General features: G+C 44.2%; 19 protein-coding genes and 1 pseudogene. 17 read left to right on the forward strand and 3 right to left on the reverse strand.

Annotation, left to right across the window (positions count from 1 at the left end; genetic code table 11):
- Positions 1 to 260 (reverse strand): transposase (locus tag FKQ60_RS15330; RefSeq protein WP_170905594.1); only part of this gene is annotated, 260 nt, incomplete at its 3' end.
- 233 nt (positions 261 to 493) lie between these two features.
- On the opposite strand from FKQ60_RS15330, the gene FKQ60_RS15335 reads away from it, so the two are divergent.
- The 11 genes from FKQ60_RS15335 (at position 494) to FKQ60_RS15385 (ending at position 11,761) form a co-directional block, all read left to right on the forward strand.
- Positions 494 to 874: a DUF3316 domain-containing protein gene (locus FKQ60_RS15335; protein WP_054963219.1), complete on the forward strand. Its 381-nt coding sequence runs from the start codon at positions 494 to 496 to the stop codon at positions 872 to 874.
- 52 nt (positions 875 to 926) lie between these two features.
- Positions 927 to 1,268, forward strand: a complete 342-nt coding sequence (locus FKQ60_RS15340; RefSeq protein WP_054963218.1) for a P-II family nitrogen regulator — start codon at positions 927 to 929, stop codon at positions 1,266 to 1,268.
- A 30-nt stretch (positions 1,269 to 1,298) separates the two neighbouring features.
- Positions 1,299 to 1,982: a heavy metal response regulator transcription factor gene (locus tag FKQ60_RS15345; RefSeq protein WP_054963217.1), complete on the forward strand. Its 684-nt coding sequence runs from the start codon at positions 1,299 to 1,301 to the stop codon at positions 1,980 to 1,982.
- On the forward strand, positions 1,979 to 3,298 hold the full coding sequence (locus FKQ60_RS15350) for a heavy metal sensor histidine kinase (RefSeq protein WP_170905592.1): 1,320 nt from the start codon (positions 1,979 to 1,981) through the stop codon (positions 3,296 to 3,298). Before FKQ60_RS15345 ends, FKQ60_RS15350 begins: the two co-directional genes overlap by 4 nt.
- A gap of 77 nt (positions 3,299 to 3,375) precedes the next feature.
- Positions 3,376 to 3,798: a hypothetical protein gene (locus tag FKQ60_RS15355; protein WP_170906709.1), complete on the forward strand. Its 423-nt coding sequence runs from the start codon at positions 3,376 to 3,378 to the stop codon at positions 3,796 to 3,798.
- Positions 3,799 to 3,890: 92 nt separating this feature from the next.
- Positions 3,891 to 5,282 (forward strand): TolC family protein, encoded by a 1,392-nt coding sequence (locus tag FKQ60_RS15360; protein WP_170906710.1) that lies wholly within the window; start codon positions 3,891 to 3,893, stop codon positions 5,280 to 5,282.
- Positions 5,283 to 5,295: 13 nt separating this feature from the next.
- Positions 5,296 to 7,005, forward strand: coding sequence for an efflux RND transporter periplasmic adaptor subunit (locus tag FKQ60_RS15365; RefSeq protein WP_170906711.1), 1,710 nt, complete (start codon positions 5,296 to 5,298; stop codon positions 7,003 to 7,005).
- Positions 7,005 to 10,130, forward strand: coding sequence for an efflux RND transporter permease subunit (locus FKQ60_RS15370; protein WP_170905586.1), 3,126 nt, complete (start codon positions 7,005 to 7,007; stop codon positions 10,128 to 10,130). Before FKQ60_RS15365 ends, FKQ60_RS15370 begins: the two co-directional genes overlap by 1 nt.
- A 67-nt stretch (positions 10,131 to 10,197) precedes the next feature.
- Positions 10,198 to 10,722, forward strand: a complete 525-nt coding sequence (locus tag FKQ60_RS15375) for a cupredoxin family protein (protein ID WP_170905584.1) — start codon at positions 10,198 to 10,200, stop codon at positions 10,720 to 10,722.
- A gap of 18 nt (positions 10,723 to 10,740) precedes the next feature.
- Positions 10,741 to 11,301, forward strand: coding sequence for a hypothetical protein (locus FKQ60_RS15380; RefSeq protein WP_139302168.1), 561 nt, complete (start codon positions 10,741 to 10,743; stop codon positions 11,299 to 11,301).
- 19 nt (positions 11,302 to 11,320) lie between these two features.
- Positions 11,321 to 11,761 carry a DUF411 domain-containing protein gene (locus FKQ60_RS15385; protein WP_248419339.1) on the forward strand — a complete coding sequence of 147 codons (441 nt, stop codon included), beginning with the start codon at positions 11,321 to 11,323 and terminating at the stop codon, positions 11,759 to 11,761.
- A 126-nt stretch (positions 11,762 to 11,887) separates the two neighbouring features.
- Here FKQ60_RS15385 and FKQ60_RS15390 read toward each other — a convergent pair whose 3' ends face one another.
- Both FKQ60_RS15390 and FKQ60_RS15395 read right to left on the reverse strand, forming a co-directional pair.
- Positions 11,888 to 12,805 carry a reverse transcriptase domain-containing protein gene (locus FKQ60_RS15390; RefSeq protein ID WP_346009394.1) on the reverse strand — a complete coding sequence of 306 codons (918 nt, stop codon included), beginning with the start codon at positions 12,803 to 12,805 and terminating at the stop codon, positions 11,888 to 11,890.
- Between the two features lie 41 nt (positions 12,806 to 12,846).
- Positions 12,847 to 13,353: pseudogene (locus FKQ60_RS15395) on the reverse strand (winged helix-turn-helix domain-containing protein); the annotation flags it as partial.
- Between the two features lie 562 nt (positions 13,354 to 13,915).
- Between FKQ60_RS15395 and FKQ60_RS15400 the strand changes: the two are divergent.
- Genes FKQ60_RS15400 through trbJ form a run of 6 tightly spaced genes read left to right on the forward strand, consistent with a single transcriptional unit; the run spans position 13,916 to position 17,791 of the window.
- On the forward strand, positions 13,916 to 14,155 hold the full coding sequence (locus FKQ60_RS15400; protein WP_170905582.1) for a DNA-binding protein: 240 nt from the start codon (positions 13,916 to 13,918) through the stop codon (positions 14,153 to 14,155).
- 1 nt (position 14,156) lies between these two features.
- Positions 14,157 to 14,501, forward strand: coding sequence for a TraK family protein (locus FKQ60_RS15405; protein ID WP_170905581.1), 345 nt, complete (start codon positions 14,157 to 14,159; stop codon positions 14,499 to 14,501).
- On the forward strand, positions 14,498 to 14,791 hold the full coding sequence (locus FKQ60_RS15410; protein WP_170906712.1) for a hypothetical protein: 294 nt from the start codon (positions 14,498 to 14,500) through the stop codon (positions 14,789 to 14,791). Before FKQ60_RS15405 ends, FKQ60_RS15410 begins: the two co-directional genes overlap by 4 nt.
- A 53-nt stretch (positions 14,792 to 14,844) precedes the next feature.
- Complete coding sequence (gene traJ / locus FKQ60_RS15415) at positions 14,845 to 15,210, forward strand: conjugal transfer transcriptional regulator TraJ (RefSeq protein ID WP_170906713.1); 366 nt, start codon at positions 14,845 to 14,847, stop codon at positions 15,208 to 15,210.
- Positions 15,211 to 15,212: 2 nt separating this feature from the next.
- Positions 15,213 to 16,985 carry a TraI/MobA(P) family conjugative relaxase gene (gene traI, locus FKQ60_RS15420; protein WP_170906714.1) on the forward strand — a complete coding sequence of 591 codons (1,773 nt, stop codon included), beginning with the start codon at positions 15,213 to 15,215 and terminating at the stop codon, positions 16,983 to 16,985.
- Between the two features lie 29 nt (positions 16,986 to 17,014).
- Positions 17,015 to 17,791: a P-type conjugative transfer protein TrbJ gene (gene trbJ, locus FKQ60_RS15425; protein ID WP_055467083.1), complete on the forward strand. Its 777-nt coding sequence runs from the start codon at positions 17,015 to 17,017 to the stop codon at positions 17,789 to 17,791.

Genomic DNA, 17,791 nt, shown 5'->3' on the forward strand with positions numbered 1-17,791 from the left:
AAAAAATCATTTTCCATGGTCAATTGACCGATCTTGGCGTGAAGTTTGTCCACTTCTTCGGAACTCTCTTTTCCTGAGTGATTTTCGGTGGCAAAAATCATGGCTGCGTTTTCAAGCAGCTCCTTTTGCCATGTTGAGATCTGGTTAGCGTGCAGGTTATATTTCTGAGCTAGCTCAGCGACGGTTTTATCGCCTTTAGCGGCATCGAGAGCCACCTTAGCTTTAAGCTCAGGAGAGTGGTTTCTACGTTTTCTAGTCATAATCTGTCCCTGTATTGTTGGGTACTATCAAAACAGATCGACCACTTAAAGTCATGTCCGAAAATTGGGGCCACTTCTCTGCTTATAGGGTTGCTTGATTTTGTTGTGGTGAAAAGTTTTTTGATTACCTACCTCCTAAATCTTAATATGACAAAAATGTCATGTTTGAGTGCCGAAAACGGTCACACTGGTTTAGATAAACTAAGAGCATCCAAACAGAGAAGGAAATAATAATGAATCTATTAGTCAAAACTCTATTAACTAGCTCTATTATACTTACTAGTGCCGCATCATTTGCACAACCATTGTATTCCGGTGGCAATTATGTAAGTCGAGTTGATCATAAAACTGTCTCTATTGATGCCGTGAGCTCTAAACAGCAAGCATACACGTTAGGGCTGGAAAAACTGTCAGAATTTGAGGATATGAGCGGGCGAGATTTAAGTACAGCTCTGGTCCCTGTAAGAACTTATGGTAGTGCTCGAAATTCTACTCACCTGAAAGATGGAGGGTATGTAACTGTTCAGGAAAGATTGAATAATCAAGGTCAGATAGAGTATGTAGCCAAAGTACATCTTAATGTTCATTATCAAGAACGAGATAGCAACAACTAATCTCAGCAGAGCTCCTAGAGCATCAATTTGTTCTAGGAGCTAAGGAGCAACTATGATTGATAAAATTTCGGTAATATTTCAGGAACAAAAGCTTGAGGATATTGAATCAGTTCTCGCAGAGGAAGGGGTGCGAAACTTCACGATTTATCAAGTACAAGGGCGTGGAAGTCATGCGAACCTAATTGATACCCATGCTTTAAATACACATTACCAACTAGATGTTTTCATTGGTCATAGCCATACTCAGAGTTTGGTTGGTGCATTACTAGATACTCTATGTGTGTCACAAGAAGGAAATGGTGTTACGTCTGTCATAGAAAACGTTTTGTTGTTTGATAATAATACGAAAAATCAAATTTCTAACCCATCATATAATCACAAGCTCGATGTATAACATCCAAGGAAATGAAGGCATTTTTCTTATATGAAATTACTCGTTGTAGAAGATGAAGAGAAAGCTGGAGCTTATCTTAAAAAGGGCCTAATTGAATCAGGCTACACTGTAGATCTATCTACCGATGGTGTTGATGCGTTGTACTTAGCGACCACTTATGAATATGATCTCATTGTTTTAGACATTATGCTACCAAAGTTGAATGGGTGGCAGTTATTGCAGACACTTCGCAGCAGTGAAATATCTACACCTGTCATTATTTTGTCAGCTAAAGATCAGGTTGAAGATCGAGTGAAAGGACTTGAACTTGGAGCGAATGACTACCTTGTTAAGCCTTTTGCCTTTGTCGAATTGCTTGCAAGAGTCAAAAATGCATTACGTCACCAAACTACCACGGTCAAAACTGAGTCTGTTCTAAGTATTGCTGATTTGAGCCTCGACTTACTTAAACGAAAGGCGACTCGAAACAATGACACGATCCCTCTGACGGCAAAAGAGTTTTCTTTGCTGGAATATTTATTTACGAAGAGGGGTCAAGTTGTCACTCGCACTCAGATAGCGTCCGCTGTTTGGGATATGAACTTTGATAGTGATACGAATGTCATTGATGCAGCAGTGAAAAGATTGAGGACGAAAATCGACAAGCCTTATCAGAACAAACTTATCCAGACCGTGCGAGGTATGGGGTACAAGCTTGATGACGCCGTAGAATGAAAAAATTACTAAATCAATCAATTGCACGCAAATTGGTGTTTATGTTTGTCACAGCCTCTTTTGTAGTTTTAGTCGTGTTTGCTTTAACGATCCAACACGCTATCAAGAACCATTTTAATGAGCAGGACTATAGGCACCTAGAAACAAAACTCCTTCCTTTAATAAGTACTGTTGAGCGAGATCTAGACTTGTTCCAGTCATGGGATATCTCAGCCTGGATATTAAACAATCAACAGGTGGTGCAAACGAACAATGAAGCTATTGACCTTCCATCTGAGCTGATAGGTAGCTCTTCATATGAATGGAGTGTAGGCAACAACCGTTTTCATGCTTTTAAGTTCGATTATCCTGAGGTAGAAAACGGTGCGATCGTGCTCGCAATGAATGTGACTCATCACAAGCTGTTTTTCGACAAGCTAAATACCATTCTATTTTGGACATTAGTTTTAACACTGAGTTTATCGGGTGCTTATGCATTAATCATTGTTAGAAATGGGTTACAGCCACTGAAACAATTAAAAGAGTATATCGAGCAAGTGAATACTAGCAACCTCAGCATTCGTATACCAAGTGACTCACTTCCAAAGGAGTTAAGCAACTTAATTATTTCTCAAAATGAAATGCTAGAGAGGTTGCAAGAAGGTTATCTCAGGTTGAGTGAGTTTTCATCAGATATTGCTCATGAGTTAAGAACACCGTTGAACAATATCTTGACCCAGACTCAAGTGGCACTTGGTATAGAGCGCTCCGTTGAAGAGTATCAAGACATTCTAGTATCAAACATCGAAGAGCTAGAGCGATTCAATAAGACCATTTCAGATACATTATACCTAGCTAAATCAGAGAATAGGCTTCTGCACAAGACCGAGGCAGAGTTAGAGTTGAGAGAAGTAATCAACCCTTTGCTTGAATATTATGATGTGTTGGCAGAAGAAAAAAATGTTCGATTTACCCTAGATGGTTCCTCGACTCTGTTCGGTGACAAAGATATGCTTCAACGAGCATTTGGTAATGTGTTGTCTAATGCGTTGAGGCACTGCTTCCATAATACGGATATATCGGTAGTAATCTCCGAATCAGAAACGAGCAACAAGGTGATAATCAGCAATGTTGGTGAGCCTATACCTTTGAGCTCTTTGCCCTATATATTTGAACGGTTCTATCGTTCAGATAAGTCGCGTGCCCATAATGGAAATGTTGGGGCTGGATTAGGACTTCCTATAGCTAAGGCTATCATGAAAGCACATCACGGAGATATCTTAGTAAATGCGAAGGATGAGCGAACTGAATTCGTCTTTATTTTCAATAATCTTTAACACCAATAAATTTGAAATATCACTATTGTTCATCAGTTCTTATAATGTATTATGAACGCGTAGTGAAAAGGTACGATATGACAGACTCTTTGAGACAAACAAGTATTTTGATTATCAGCATCTTAGCGATGTTGATGTCGAGCTACGTCTCGAGTATGCCAATGATGGATATGAGTGCAATATCGTCCTCTTCAATTCAAACCCAACGTTCTCACCATGGCTCGATGGGAATGTCTGAGGCAACAGCAAGTCATCATGCGATGATAGGCTGCCCACCGATAGATATAGAGATGACAAAGAGCGATAGTTCTACTCATTGCGATGGTTCATCTACCTCTGGTGGGGACTGTTATAAAAGTGTGTGTACTAGCGTATTTTTTCCACTCTCATCTTCTCGATTAATCAGCATCTCTGAACCTGAACAGGCTCTGCGTCACCCAATCAAAATAGGCGTAACAGTAACTCGTATTCAGAGCTTACTGCGTCCACCCTCTGTTTAATTCAACTATCATAACTATTTAGCTCTCAATTCTATCTGCTGGAAGGCAGAGGTTGAGGTATGTCCATATCGTTTTATCGTGGATAAACAACAATGAGTATTGAATTAAACGGTTTCAGGGCATTTAAACCCCTGAGCCTTGGGGTTGCAATTGCACTTTATGCAATGCCTGCCCTGTCACATTCGGGGTCGAACGCGACTCCACAAACTATCGCGGCTTCGACGCAGCAGTTGAATGCCCTAATTGAAGCGGCTCTAGCAAATGATACGAGTCGCTCTCAATATGCTGCGCAGTCACAGGCGATGCGTGAAACGGGCGTTGCAAGCTCGACTCTCATGGATCCAAAACTTAAGGTGGGCTTTGGCGGTTTACCTGTGGATTCATTTAAGTTTGACGAAGATCCTATGACGAACATTTCTGTTGGATTAATGCAACAGTTTGAACGGGGTGCAACGTTAGATCTTAACCAACGTAAAGCGAATCAACAGGCCGATGGTATGGCGTATCAGGTTCAAGTTCGTGAACGTGAAGTGGCGAATAGTATTACTCAACTATGGTTGGAGCTGGGCTACCTTCAATACGCAGAAACGTTGATTGAATCTAATCAACGTCTCATGGTAGAGATGGAGCAGTATATTCAAACCAATTACTCAATTGGTAAGAGCGAAGCGCAAGACCTGCTTAACACCCAACTTCAAGTCAATAAGCTCGACGAAAAACTGCAATCGAATCAACAAATGCAAAATCGAGTCGTTGCCCAGTTATCGGAATGGCTAGGTTCAGAGTGGTTGAATCGTCGTTCTATTGACTCGAATCAGGCTGGCTATCAATTAGACTGGTCGCATTTGAATGCGCTTTTAGATCAGCAAACGAGTGACACCCAGTACTACATGCTGCTTAATCAACATCCGATGTCGCAAATTGCTGAAGCGAATATCTTAGCCAATCGCACTCAAGTTAAGGTTGTAGAGCAAGCTTACACGCCACAATTTGGTGTCGAAGTGATGTATACCTATCGCCAAGCTAACAACATGATGGGTGAGCCAGCTTCAGATTTATTGAGTGCCTATCTTACTATGGATATCCCTTTGTTCACTGATAACCGCCAAGATAAAAATTTAGCAGCTGCTCAATATCAAGTAGGTGCTGCTCAATATCAAAAAGACACGCTACTTGCACAGATGAATGCCCAAGTCGTTGCCTTAATGACTGATAGAGAGAATCTTGCTGAGCGCATCGAACGTTATCGAAGTCGACTTATTCCTCAATCGAAAGCACGTATTGAAGCGGTTGAGCGCGGTTATCAGAACAATACCGCTCAGTTTGGTGATGTCATTACTGCATCAACCGATGAATTGGCTCTTCAAATGGAGCTTGCTCGCCTAATAACCGATATGAACCAGGTCAATAGCAAGTTATCCATGTTACTTGGTGGTTTCGAATATAAAGTTTCTGCGCCAAACACTCAGTACAATGAACAATAATAAAGGAATCAAGATGAGTACATTTAAAGTTGCAAGCCTAGCGTTACTGATCGGCAGCGCATTGGGTTATGGAGCGAATATTTACCTTTCAGGCATGAACTATAACATGGTTGGAATGACAGCTTCTGAGTCTAAATCAAGTGATGAACCACTGTATTGGGTTGCGCCGATGGACCCAAACTATCAGCGAGATAAACCGGGAAAGTCGCCTATGGGGATGGATCTTATTCCTGTGTATGCTGATGACCTCAATGGTAGTAACGACAAGCCAGGAACAGTAAAAATCGATCCTGCGGTTGAAAATAACCTCGGTGTAAAAACAGATACCGTAAAGCAAGAGGTCCTTGCACCACGCATCGAAACTGTCGGCTATGTCGCCTTTGATGAGAGTCAACTTTGGCAGACCAATGTTCGAGTATCGGGTTGGGTTGAAAAGCTTTATATCAATGCCGTTGGTGAAAAAGTGAATCAAGGTGACACGCTGTTCACTCTGTATTCCCCAGAGCTTGTAAAAGCACAAGAAGAACTGATCAGTGCCTATAAGACCCAACGTAAAGGAATGATACAAGGTGCTACCGATCGTTTGATCACTTTGGGGGTTGACCGCAATCAAATTAAATCCATCGCCCGTCGAGGTAAAGCGTCACAATCCATTGAAATTAAAGCACCGGCAGACGGCGTTATTGCAAGCCTCAATATTCGTGCAGGTGGCTACCTTTCTCCAGCTCAAGCGGTGATCAGCGCAGGTCCTTTGAATCAAGTATGGGTAGATGCAGAAGTCTTTGAACGTCAATCACATTGGATTAAACAAGGCAGTCAAGCATCTATGACATTGGATGCCTTACCAGGTGGAGAATGGAATGGTGAAGTGGATTATGTTTATCCCATTCTTGACCCTAGTACGCGTACATTGCGTGTCCGCCTTCGATTCGATAACCCACAAGGTGAACTTAAGCCGAATATGTTCGCTAACGTCGCGCTAAAACCGGTATCAAGTGATGAAGTGTTAACCATTCCACGTTCCTCAGTCATCCGCTCTGGCGGTATGACTCGCGTGGTTCTGGCTGAGGGAGATGGAAAATATCGCTCTGCCAGAATTGAAGTTGGTCGTGAGTCCGCTGACAAGATTGAGGTTCTAAAAGGATTGCAACAAGGGGAGCGAGTTGTTACTTCAGCGCACTTCATGTTGGACTCTGAATCAAGCCAGTCTGCCGACCTATCAAGAATCAATGGTGTCGAACCAACTGCTGAAACGGCGTGGGCAACCGGCGAAATTACAGACGTAATGGCTGGGCATAGAATGCTAACTATTAATCATAAACCTGTTCCTGAGTGGGACTGGCCAAGAATGACCATGAATTTTATGGTATCAGAGAACGTTGAAATGGACCAACTTTCAAAAGGTCAAACGATTGATTTTGAAATGCAAAAATCTGAATCGGGTCAATATGAAGTAGTTGATTACAAAGTGAAAGAGCTGAGCATAGATACAGAGTTATGGGTAGACGGTAATATTTCTATGCTAATGGCAGATTTTGGTATGGTGACACTAAATCATCTTCCTGTAGCCGATTGGTCATGGGATGCTGGTGAGCTCAACTTTTCAGTCGGTGGTGACTTTGAACTCTCAGGTTTTCAGGAGGGTGACAAAGTTCGGTTTCTAGTTGAGAAACAAGGATCCGATTATCTTCTCAAAGAGTTAGTTAAAAGTGAGGATAAGTAATGATAGGTGCCATTATTCGCTGGTCTATCAACAATCGCTTCTTAGTGTTGGTAGCCACTTTTGCCCTCGTATTTGGTGGGCTTTATAGCGTAAAAAACACTCCTGTAGATGCCTTACCTGATTTATCAGATGTGCAAGTGATCATAAAAACAAGTTACCCGGGTCAGGCACCCCAAGTGGTGGAAGACCAAGTTACGTATCCTCTGACAACGGCGATGCTTGCGGTTCCTGGCGCTGAAACTGTTCGTGGATATTCGTTCTTTGGTGATTCCTATGTGTATATCATCTTCAATGACAAAACAGACATGTATTGGGCACGTTCGCGAGTGCTTGAATATTTAAGTCAAGTTGCGCCAAACCTTCCCCCAAGCGCTAAGCCAACACTGGGTCCAGATGCGACAGGTGTGGGCTGGATTTATAATTATGTATTGCAAGATAAAACTGGAAAGCATGACCTTGCTGAACTGCGTAGCTTACAAGATTGGTTCTTGAAATATGAGCTGCAAACTGTTGATGGGGTGTCTGAGGTTGCAACTGTTGGCGGTATGGTTAAACAGTACCAAGTACAAATTGATCCAGCTAAATTACGCGCATATGACCTTACCTTACAACAAGTCAATATGGCTATTCAAAATGGTAACCAAGAAAGTGGCGCGTCTGTAGTAGAAGTTGCTGAAGCTGAGCACATGGTTCGAACCACTGGTTACTTGTCTAGTATTGATGACATTAAAGCGCTTCCACTCAAGGTAAGCAAAAAAGGAACCCCCCTATTATTAGGTGACGTTGCTGATATTGACCTCGGACCACAGATGAGACGAGGAATCTCTGAATTAAATGGAGAGGGCGAAGTCGTAGGTGGCGTAATTGTCATGCGTTTTGGAGAAAACGCGAGCGAAGTGATCAATAATGTTAAGGATAAGCTAAACGAGCTTCAGGGTAGCTTGCCTGATGGTGTTGAGATAGTGGCTACTTACGATCGTTCTACGTTAATCAATGCAGCGGTTGAGAACCTTTGGAAAAAGCTTGCAGAAGAGTTCATTGTTGTCGCTATTGTATGTGCGTTGTTCCTATTCCATATTCGGTCTTCGCTCGTTATCGCATTGAGTCTCCCTGTCGGTATTTTAGGAGCCTTTATTGTCATGCATTGGCAAGGTATCAACGCCAATATCATGTCGCTAGGAGGGATTGCAATCGCGATAGGTGCAATGGTAGACGGTGCTATCGTTATGATAGAAAACGTACATAAGCACATTGAACGGACTCCATTGACTGACAAAAACCGATGGCAAGTGATTGGTGATGCGGCGCAAGAGGTTGGTGCACCGCTGTTCTTCGCGCTACTGATCATCACGCTAAGTTTTGTTCCTGTATTCGCATTGGAAGGTCAAGAAGGCAAGATGTTCTCGCCACTCGCCTTTACTAAAACTTATGCAATGGCGGCAGCAGCCGGCCTTGCTATTACGTTAGTGCCGGTGCTCATGGGATATCTTGTTCGCGGTAAAATATTACCAGAGAACAAGAACCCTATTAATAAAGGTCTAATTGCCCTTTACAAGCCCTTACTGAATATTAGTCTCAAGCACCCGAAAAGCATGATTGTATTGGCTATTGCTCTTATGGGGTCTGCTTATTATCCAACAATGAAGCTCGGTAGTGAGTTTATTCCTCCTCTTGATGAGGGTGACTTGATGTATATGCCAACCACCTATCCAGGTATTTCTATTGGTAAAGCGCGAGAGTTGCTTCAGCAGACAAACAAGCTAATTAAGACGGTACCCGAAGTACAGACAACATGGGGTAAAGTCGGTCGTGCTGACACTGCGACAGACCCTGCTCCCTTAACTATGATTGAAACCGTTATTCAGCTTAAACCGCGTGATCAGTGGCGTGAGGGCGTGACAACTGAGTCGCTACGAAAAGAGTTTGATGACTTGATTCAATTTCCTGGTTTAACTAACGCATGGGTGATGCCTATAAAGACGCGCATCGATATGTTGTCAACCGGTATCAAAACTCCAATTGGAATAAAAATAGCTGGAAGTGATTTAGCTGAAATTGAGAAAATAGGTGCTCAACTTGAACCTATCCTAAACAACATTACAGGCACTGCATCTGTATATGCAGAGCGTGTTGCTGGTGGTCGCTATGTGACTATTGATATCAATCGCAAAGCTGCAGCTCGCTACGCTCTTAGCATTAAGGAGATCCAACAAGTTGTTTCTACCGCAGTAGGTGGCATGAACATTGGTGAAACGATTGAAGGCCTCGAGCGTTACCCAATTAATGTTCGCTACCCTCAAGGCTATCGTGATTCAGTCGTTAAGCTACAGCAATTACCATTGGTTACCCCAAGTGGCGCTAGAATTGCTTTAGGTGATGTTGCCGATATTCGCTATGAAGATGGTCCACCAATGATTAAAACAGAGAATGCTCGTCCAAATGGTTGGGTGTTTGTTGATATTGATGGCAGAGACTTAGGCTCTTACGTTGAAGAGGCAAAGCAGGCGGTTGCAAAACAACTTGATATGCCAGCTGGCTATTCACTTGCTTGGTCAGGCCAATATGAGTACATGGAGCGAGCGAAAGAGCGCTTAGTTGTCGTGGTGCCTATTACGATTGCCATCATTATGCTTTTGCTTTACTTGAGTTTCCGCCGTATTGGTGAAGTGATGATCATCATGCTAACTCTACCGTTAGCCATGGTTGGGGGGCTGTGGTTGATGTATTACCTTGGCTACAATTTATCTATCGCGGTGGGCGTTGGCTTTATTGCTTTGGCTGGGGTTGCCGTCGAGATCGGGGTCATCATGTTGGTGTATCTCAACCAAGCATGGCACTACACCAAACTGGATGCCCAAGAACAGAGCAAATCACTGAATGTAGATGATTTGAGTAGCTCGATTCGAGAGGGAGCTGGATTACGTGTTCGTCCGGTAATGATGACGGTACTTACGGTGATCATCGGTCTTATCCCAATCATGTACGGTGAGGGCACTGGCTCTGAGGTAATGCAGCGTATCGCAGCACCGATGATTGGTGGCATGGCCTCAGCTCTGTTACTAACACTTCTCGTTATTCCTGCGATTTTCAAGCTTTGGAAAATACGCGAACTCAAACACCACTAAACACACATACGGGCTAAGAACGAACTTAGCCCGTAAACTTATTAATGAAATAGTAAGGAATATAACCATGAAAAAGACACTACTAGCCGTATTACTTTCAATGACAGCAGCGTCAGCTATGGCAGAGATGGATCATTCAAAGATGGACCACAGTAATATGAATAATGGAGATATGGACCATTCAAAAATGGATCACTCTATGATGAATATGGAGGGAATGTTGGATGTTGGTATGCCAGCAACAGGTGCAAAGCCAGATAAAGTGGTCCATGTTGTGTTGGCAGATGACATGACAATCAAGTTCAAAAAAGAAGTACAAATTGAACCGAATGATGTAGTTCAATTTGTGGTTATGAATGCTGGCAAGATTGATCACGAGTTCACTATTGGTTCAGCGAAAGAGCAACTTGAACATCGAGAAATGATGAAGAAAATGCCTCATCATATGCATGATTCTGGGAATGCAGTTACAGTAAAACCGGGTAAAGCTAAGCAGTTGTTTTGGCACTTCCACGGGGATAGCAAGGTTGAATTTGCATGCAATATTCCAGGGCATGCAGAAGCAGGCATGATTAAAAAAGTGAGTTTATAGGCGCTATAAAGGAATCTGATGATGTTAAAGCGTTCATTCATGCTAGTGGGGATGTTTAGTGTGAGCTTATTCTCCTATGCGTCGGAAGGCTCAATTTCAGCCGGTGAGTCGACTTTTCGTACTGTAGGGGGATATGGATGTATTGCGTGTCATGGGCTTTATGGTCAAGGGGGAGGTAACGTTGGTGGGAATATCAGAGGTAACTCCTTAAATGACCTGAAATACAGCCTAGAGCATGAACAAACAATGAAGCTTTTAGGCGACGCACTAAGTGAACAAGATAAGATAAATCTAGCAGAATACATGGAGTATCTTGGAACGTTTCAATTAGTGGATTGGATGTATGAAGGTACCAAGGGGGCGCTACTCTCAGTTTCTATAGATAGCGGCAAGAAGAGTCAGTTGGTGGTACTAAATAAAATGTTTGAGTCGATGTCAATTGATCTCTCCCCTTTGGCTGGTAAACATTTAACACTGCGTGTAGAGCCGTATGAAACTCAGTACTTTGAGTGGCTTCCTGAAAAGGGAGTATATGAGCTGAGTTATGGCGATGAAGCCGTCAGTATTAACGTAAAATAGATTTTGGTTAGGTAACTTTATGAGTAAAAATTTGAGACTTATTGCACTTTCATCTTTGATTTTGAGTTTTAACGTCTTTGCTAAGCCTGTTATTGAGCTTTATAAATCGCCTACTTGTGGTTGCTGCAAGGAATGGGCTGCAATTATGGAGAAGAAAGGCTATGAAGTGAATGTTAACCATGCTCATGATTGGAGTGATGTCAAACAAGAGTTTGGTATGCCTAATCAACTGATGTCCTGCCATACAGCTGTCATTGGTGGCTATATGATTGAAGGGCATGTTCCTGAGTCTGATATCAAACGTTTGCTTGAGGAGAGACTTGAAAATATTTCAGGAATTGCGGCTCCTGGTATGCCGCAGCATTCGCCGGGAATGGCACGACCAGGGCAAGAGTACAAAGGCTTTAATGTGGTGTCTTTTGACAAGACAGGTCACATGAAGCTGTACAATAAGTACTAAAAGTCGATTAAGCATTTTGGGCTCTTGAGGTAAGAGAGGAGCTCTTTTATTTAATTAAAAGCAGCACTTACACTAACTGAAACGAGCCCCCATCATTCCGGTCGCGGTAGGAATAGCGGTCACCCGCTACCCCCCGCACAGATCCGTACGTGCGCTACTAACGCATACGGCTCCTACCTTGGGTCTAACGTCAAATCGCTGCTCAGGATAAGGGTGGACAATTCTTGCTTTGGGGATCCAGTAATCAACTAATTTCCTAAAACGTGACCATGTCATTTTATGACGCTGGCTACGCCTTCGCAGTTGCTTTAGCCATGCATTAGTGATCTCTGTAATAAACAGATTTAGGGAGCGACCATTCATTGGGACACCATAATAGTTGATGTGCCCTCGAATAATCTGATTCAGCCACTTTCCAACCTTCCACGGCGGTAAGTGAAGCCTTTTCTTTAGCTCCTGTCTGACCCATTTTATCTTACTGATAAGTCGCTTTTTGATTGTCTTCCGCTTGATCATTATGGCCTTTCGGCTCTTAGTCAGGTCACAGTAATGTGTGAATCCAAGGAAATCAAAGGTTCCTGGTCTTTGAACTTTCCCTCTTTTAAAGTCTTCAAAAGCGAATCGTCCAAAATGTATCAACTTGGTTTTGTCCGGATGAACGGATAAGCCAAATTGAGAGAGGCGTCTTTTCAACCCCTCTAAACACGCATTTGCATCATTTTTATGCTGAAAACCGATAACAGCATCGTCAGCGTACCTAACCATGATGACATCGCCAGTTGCACTTCGATGCCGTTCTCGGTTCAGCCAAAGATCAAAAGTATAATGAAGATAAACATTTGCCAACAATGGTGAGATCACCGATCCTTGAGGAGTCCCGAGGAGCGATTTAATTCGCTGGTTATGTTCATCAACGTACCCTACTTTTAACCATTTGGTAATAATTTTGAGCAATGGTTTATCTGCGACTCTGTGCTCTAAGAACTGGATCAACCAATCATGTTCTACAGTATCAAAGAACTTGGTTATATCTAAATCAAGCACCCAGTTTATCTTTCTCGGGGTCTGAAGCCCAATGGAACGAAATCGATAAAGATGATCGATTCATCCTTGCCACAGCTTGCTTTTAGAGCTTCATAAGCCTCTATGAAGGCTTGCTGTTTTGCTTCATCAAACTTATGTGGAACGCCTTTCGGTTGCTTGTAGCTAAAGCCATTGTGGTGAAGCCATTTGTTCATACCAGAAACGGTATAATCAAGTCCAAATGTCTCTTTAACGTAAGCGACAATTTGATGAGTGTGAGAATAGGTTATCTCAGTCAAATGCTCGATTAGATGCATGGTTTGAGTAGCAGAAAGCTTGCTTTGGCTTCCGCCATTCTCAGGTTTAAGTTTTTCAGAAAGAACGTAGTCGCTAAGGTGACGTGCAACGGTCGATTCATGAATACGAAGGGCTTGTGAAATCATAGCCTGACTCCAACCTTCTGACGCGAGTAAAATCGCTTTGATGCGGTCACGCACTCGACCATCACGAGTTGAATCGTGCATTTGTTCGAGTTGCAGTTTATGTTGAGGAGTCAGTATTATTTTCATGGTGCGTAGCATGATCCTGATTTTATGAAAAATCAAGCATCTTCAATGATCACGAGTATAGATAACTGCGTTATTAAATTTCTGGGTTTTAATATGACCACTTATAAAAAACCTTTAAACAAGCAATGGATTATAATATCAACTTAAATAACACTCACTCAATAACAACCATTTTTACCAAAAACTCTATTATACCATGATGTATATTTACCTTTAGTAACACCGATATATCGAAATATCGTTGTTACTAAAGGTTCGTATCATACATGCACATCAAAAACACCAGTAACCTCTTATAAATTTTAGCGGCTAAAATCGCCAAAAAAATGTATATAATTCGATATATCGAAATTATATATCCCTCTGAGAAATAGAGCAAAAAACTGTTGACAAATAATATTTTGAACTCTAGCTTAATATAACAAAGCTTACTTTATTTTCCGAAATGAAAATACCCGATAAATTTAAACGGGGGGCTTGTAAGTATAAATAATGCCCCCTGTTTTAAAAACTGATAACAAACAAGAATAGAAATGCAATTAGTTTGTATAAGGAACTCTGCATGACTACAGAACAATGGATATTTGAAAAATATGGCAATTCTCCGCTGCTTTCGTTTACCCAGGTTGCAGAGATCCTGCATCGCAGTCCTGAAGGATTGAGAATTACTCTTCGCACTAACTGCGATTTAGCCAACAAGCTGAAACCCAATCGACTCAAAATTGGCAGACGGGTTTATTTCAAAGTCTCCGATATAGCCAACTTAATTGACCAAGCCACTCCGGACAATATGGAGGCTTGAGATGTCGGATTACGTCAAAGAGCTGCAAGCCTGGATTATTCAGCGCCAGCCCAATACTCGCCCCCCCACCAAGCAGGAAGTCCTTGCAACCTTCCTTGGCGTTCAACCCTTCGTCGAGGAAAGCATTGAGGCCGGATATAACCTCAAAACCATTTGGGAGTACCTAACGGAGCAGAAATATATCTCGTTCCGCTATGAAACGTTTCTGCGCTACGTAAAGCAGTACATCACGACGCCCCCCAAGCCCTGCACAACCAATAAGCCAGAGGAAGAAAAGCAGAACGTTTCTCGCAAGGTCAGCGGATTTTCGTTTGATGCCAAGCCAAATAAGCAGGACTTGATATGAATACGCAGCCACGCTGTTTACCCGCTGTCAACTCGCAGTCACGACGCTACCAACACGCAACGCCGACACAACTTTGTGTGTTTTTCGCTGGTATTGATGTGGTTTGTTCGTGTTTTTGCCTGCTTTTGGGCTGGTTTACGCGCAATTGCGCTACAGCAGCGCAGCATACCTGCGGTATCCAAAACACAGTTGCGGGTGATATTGCGGGCAGGATAGGTGAAGTGGTCCCCCCGACAAGTCGGCGTTTACCACTTCACTTCCCTTATTCGCGCCAGCGCGCTCAACGGTAATCCTGCCCTGCGGGGCCGAGTCAGTAACCGACGGTTCGAGACGGAGACAACACATGAGTCATGCAGAGAAAGTCACCAGGAAGAATACGACGCCAATCAAAGTCTATTGCCTGCCGGAAGAGCGTGAACAGATTGAAGCCAACGCCAAACAAGCCGGGCTGAGCGTATCCACTTACCTGCGCAGAATTGGTCAGGGACGCCAAGTGAAAAGCGTCGTTGATGCACAGCAGGTGCGAGAACTGGTTAAGGTCAATGGCGATCTTGGCCGCCTTGGCGGTTTACTCAAACTCTGGCTGACCAACGATGTTAAAGCCGCGCAAATCGGTGTGCCGACCATCAAAGCCGTGCTGAATCGGATTGATACCACCAAAGATCAAATGAGCACCATCATGGAGTCGGTCCTGCGCCAAAGGTTATAGTCATGATTGTTAAACACATTCCGATGCGTTCCACACACAAATCTGATTTTGCCGGCTTAATTGATTACCTCACCGATGCTCAGAGCAAAGAGCACCGCTTGGGACACGTTAAGCTGACGAACTGCCACGCCGATTCCGTCCGGGACGCAATCAGCGAAGTGCTTGCCACTCAGCAGTCGAACACCCGTGCAAAGAACGATAAAACCTATCACCTGATCATCAGCTTCAGAGCCGGTGAACAGCTTGAGCAGGACGTGCTTTCAGAGATTGAAAATCGTGTGTGTGACAGCCTTGGATTTAACGGTCATCAACGTATCAGCGCCGTGCACAATGACACGGACAATCTGCATATCCATGTTGCCATCAATAAGATTCATCCCACGCGCCGCACCATGTATGAACCGTATGCCGCCTATCGAACCTTGGCCGAACAATGTGAGCAGTTAGAAAAAGCGTTTGGACTCCAGCAGGACAATCACACACCGCAGCAAACTCACAACGCTGCGCGCGCCGCCGACATGGAGCGACACTCTGGCATTGAAAGCCTGTCAGGTTGGATTAAACGTGAGTGTTTAGACGAGATTAAAGCCGCCCAGACCTGGGCTGAACTGCACGATACCTGCCGCACACATGGCCTAACGCTATCAGCCAAAGGGAATGGTTTGGTTTTCTCGGCTGATAATGGCATCACGGTCAAAGCCAGTACAGTGGCTCGCGATCTCTCAAAACCCAAATTAGAAGCTCGATTCGGTGCTTTCCAATCGGCTAAGACCGATAGCAATCACTCCGGCCAAGCCGCGCAGCGTAAGTACCAAAAGCAGCCGCTAAAAACACGCATCGATACCAGCGAACTGTATGCACTCTATCAGCGTGAGCAACAAGCTCTCGCGACTCATAAGGCCACCGCTTTAGAGCAGCTTCGCCACAAGAAAAACCAGCAAATCATCAACGCCAAAAATAACAACAAGGTTCGCCGCGCCGCCATCAAGCTGACCGGCAGCGGTCGATTTACTAAACGTGTGCTGTATTCCCAGGCGAGTCAGGCACTGCAAAGCCGCTTGGACTCTATCCATAAACAATACCGACAAGAACGCCAACAGGTTTATCAAACTCACGGCAAGCGCACCTGGGCCGATTGGCTGAAGCACCAAGCGCAACAAGGTGACCAAACAGCATTAGCCGCGTTGCGAGCGCGAGAAGCGGCTCAAGCACTAAATGGCAACACGCTCCAGGGAAACGGGCAGACACGCAAAGACCAGAGCAATGTGATCGATTCAATCACCAAAACCGGCACCGTTCTGTTTCGCTCCAAAAATGGCGCAGTACGTGACGATGGACAGCGCCTCCAGGTTTCGACTCAATCCGATTCCGAAGCGATAGCTCAGGCGCTGAAAATAGCCCTGGAGCGTTATGGCAATCAAATCAGCGTCAATGGTTCCCCAGAGTTTAAAGCTCGCGTAATTCGTGCAGCGGCAGACACCGGCCTGCCCCTTACTTTCAGCGATAAAGGTCTGGAACAACGCCGACTCGCACTGCTGTCTGCCAATCATCAGACCACATCGAATAAGGCTCAACGCCGTGGTGTTCCGCCGATTGGCAAAGCGCCGCCTGGCATCAGGCGCAACACGCTCAGCACTCTTTCTCAGCTTGACGTCATGCGTTTTGACAAACCACAAGAGCAAAGGCCATCGGCGCTGGAACAACGCAAAACGCAACTGCGCGCTGAAATGTCTCAGAAAAAACAGAAACAAGCCAAGAAGAGCAGAAGTCGATAAACCACTTAAACGTAAGTAAGGAATATACGATGAACATCAGCACAAAAATTTTAGCGGCTAAAATTCGTCTTTTAGCACTCGGCGGGATAATAGCGCACGCCAGCCCTGTTTGGTCCGGTATACCGGTGGCCGACGGCGTTAACCTGCAACAAAACATCATTTCCGCGATGGAAGCCGTGACGCAGACTGCCAAACAAATCCAGCAGTATCAGTCCCAATTGCAGCAATATGAAAACATGCTGCAAAACACTATGGCTCCGGCGTCCTACATCTGGGACCAGGCTCAATCCACGATTCATGATCTGACTCAGGCGACCAATACACTCGCCTACTACCAGAATCAGCTCGGCAGTCTGGACGAGTATCTGGGCAAATTTCAGGATGTAGCCTACTACCGCAGTTCACCTTGTTTTTCCTCTTCAGGTTGCAGTGAAACGGAAAGGACTGCCATGATCCAAAACCGTCGCTTGGCCTCTGAATCTCAGAAAAAAGCCAACGACGCGTTATTCAACAATTTGGCACTCCAGCAGGACAACTTACAAACCGATGCCCGTCAGCTTCAGCGATTGCAGTCAGCCGCTCAGGGAGCTGATGGTCAGATGGCCGCTATCGGTTATGCCAACCAGCTTGCCAGTAACCAGGCCAACCAACTGCTGCAAATCCGCAGTTTATTGATTGCTCAGCAAAACGCTGTAGGCGCTCGGATGCAGGCAGACGCCGATAAAGAGGCACTGCAACAAGCGGCCCACGAAGCACTTTTTGATTTTGGTTCGCCAACCGACCGTTCCCAAAACAGAGGGTTTTAA

Origin of the sequence: Vibrio sp. A11, assembly GCF_013048705.1 — a bacterium.
In the GTDB taxonomy this organism is placed as follows: Bacteria; Pseudomonadota; Gammaproteobacteria; order Enterobacterales; family Vibrionaceae; genus Vibrio; species Vibrio metschnikovii.

Coding starts and splice junctions, on each gene's coding strand:
- FKQ60_RS15340 (WP_054963218.1), top strand. CDS start 927: ATGATTGATAAAATTTCGGTAATATTTCAGGAACAAAAGCTTGAGGAT.
- FKQ60_RS15410 (WP_170906712.1), top strand. CDS start 14,498: ATGAATACGCAGCCACGCTGTTTACCCGCTGTCAACTCGCAGTCACGA.
- traI (WP_170906714.1), top strand. CDS start 15,213: ATGATTGTTAAACACATTCCGATGCGTTCCACACACAAATCTGATTTT.
- FKQ60_RS15360 (WP_170906710.1), top strand. CDS start 3,891: ATGAGTATTGAATTAAACGGTTTCAGGGCATTTAAACCCCTGAGCCTT.
- FKQ60_RS15380 (WP_139302168.1), top strand. CDS start 10,741: ATGATGTTAAAGCGTTCATTCATGCTAGTGGGGATGTTTAGTGTGAGC.
- FKQ60_RS15350 (WP_170905592.1), top strand. CDS start 1,979: ATGAAAAAATTACTAAATCAATCAATTGCACGCAAATTGGTGTTTATG.
- FKQ60_RS15345 (WP_054963217.1), top strand. CDS start 1,299: ATGAAATTACTCGTTGTAGAAGATGAAGAGAAAGCTGGAGCTTATCTT.
- FKQ60_RS15400 (WP_170905582.1), top strand. CDS start 13,916: ATGACTACAGAACAATGGATATTTGAAAAATATGGCAATTCTCCGCTG.
- FKQ60_RS15355 (WP_170906709.1), top strand. CDS start 3,376: ATGACAGACTCTTTGAGACAAACAAGTATTTTGATTATCAGCATCTTA.
- trbJ (WP_055467083.1), top strand. CDS start 17,015: ATGAACATCAGCACAAAAATTTTAGCGGCTAAAATTCGTCTTTTAGCA.
- FKQ60_RS15375 (WP_170905584.1), top strand. CDS start 10,198: ATGAAAAAGACACTACTAGCCGTATTACTTTCAATGACAGCAGCGTCA.
- FKQ60_RS15335 (WP_054963219.1), top strand. CDS start 494: ATGAATCTATTAGTCAAAACTCTATTAACTAGCTCTATTATACTTACT.
- FKQ60_RS15385 (WP_248419339.1), top strand. CDS start 11,321: ATGAGTAAAAATTTGAGACTTATTGCACTTTCATCTTTGATTTTGAGT.
- traJ (WP_170906713.1), top strand. CDS start 14,845: ATGAGTCATGCAGAGAAAGTCACCAGGAAGAATACGACGCCAATCAAA.
- FKQ60_RS15405 (WP_170905581.1), top strand. CDS start 14,157: ATGTCGGATTACGTCAAAGAGCTGCAAGCCTGGATTATTCAGCGCCAG.
- FKQ60_RS15370 (WP_170905586.1), top strand. CDS start 7,005: ATGATAGGTGCCATTATTCGCTGGTCTATCAACAATCGCTTCTTAGTG.
- FKQ60_RS15365 (WP_170906711.1), top strand. CDS start 5,296: ATGAGTACATTTAAAGTTGCAAGCCTAGCGTTACTGATCGGCAGCGCA.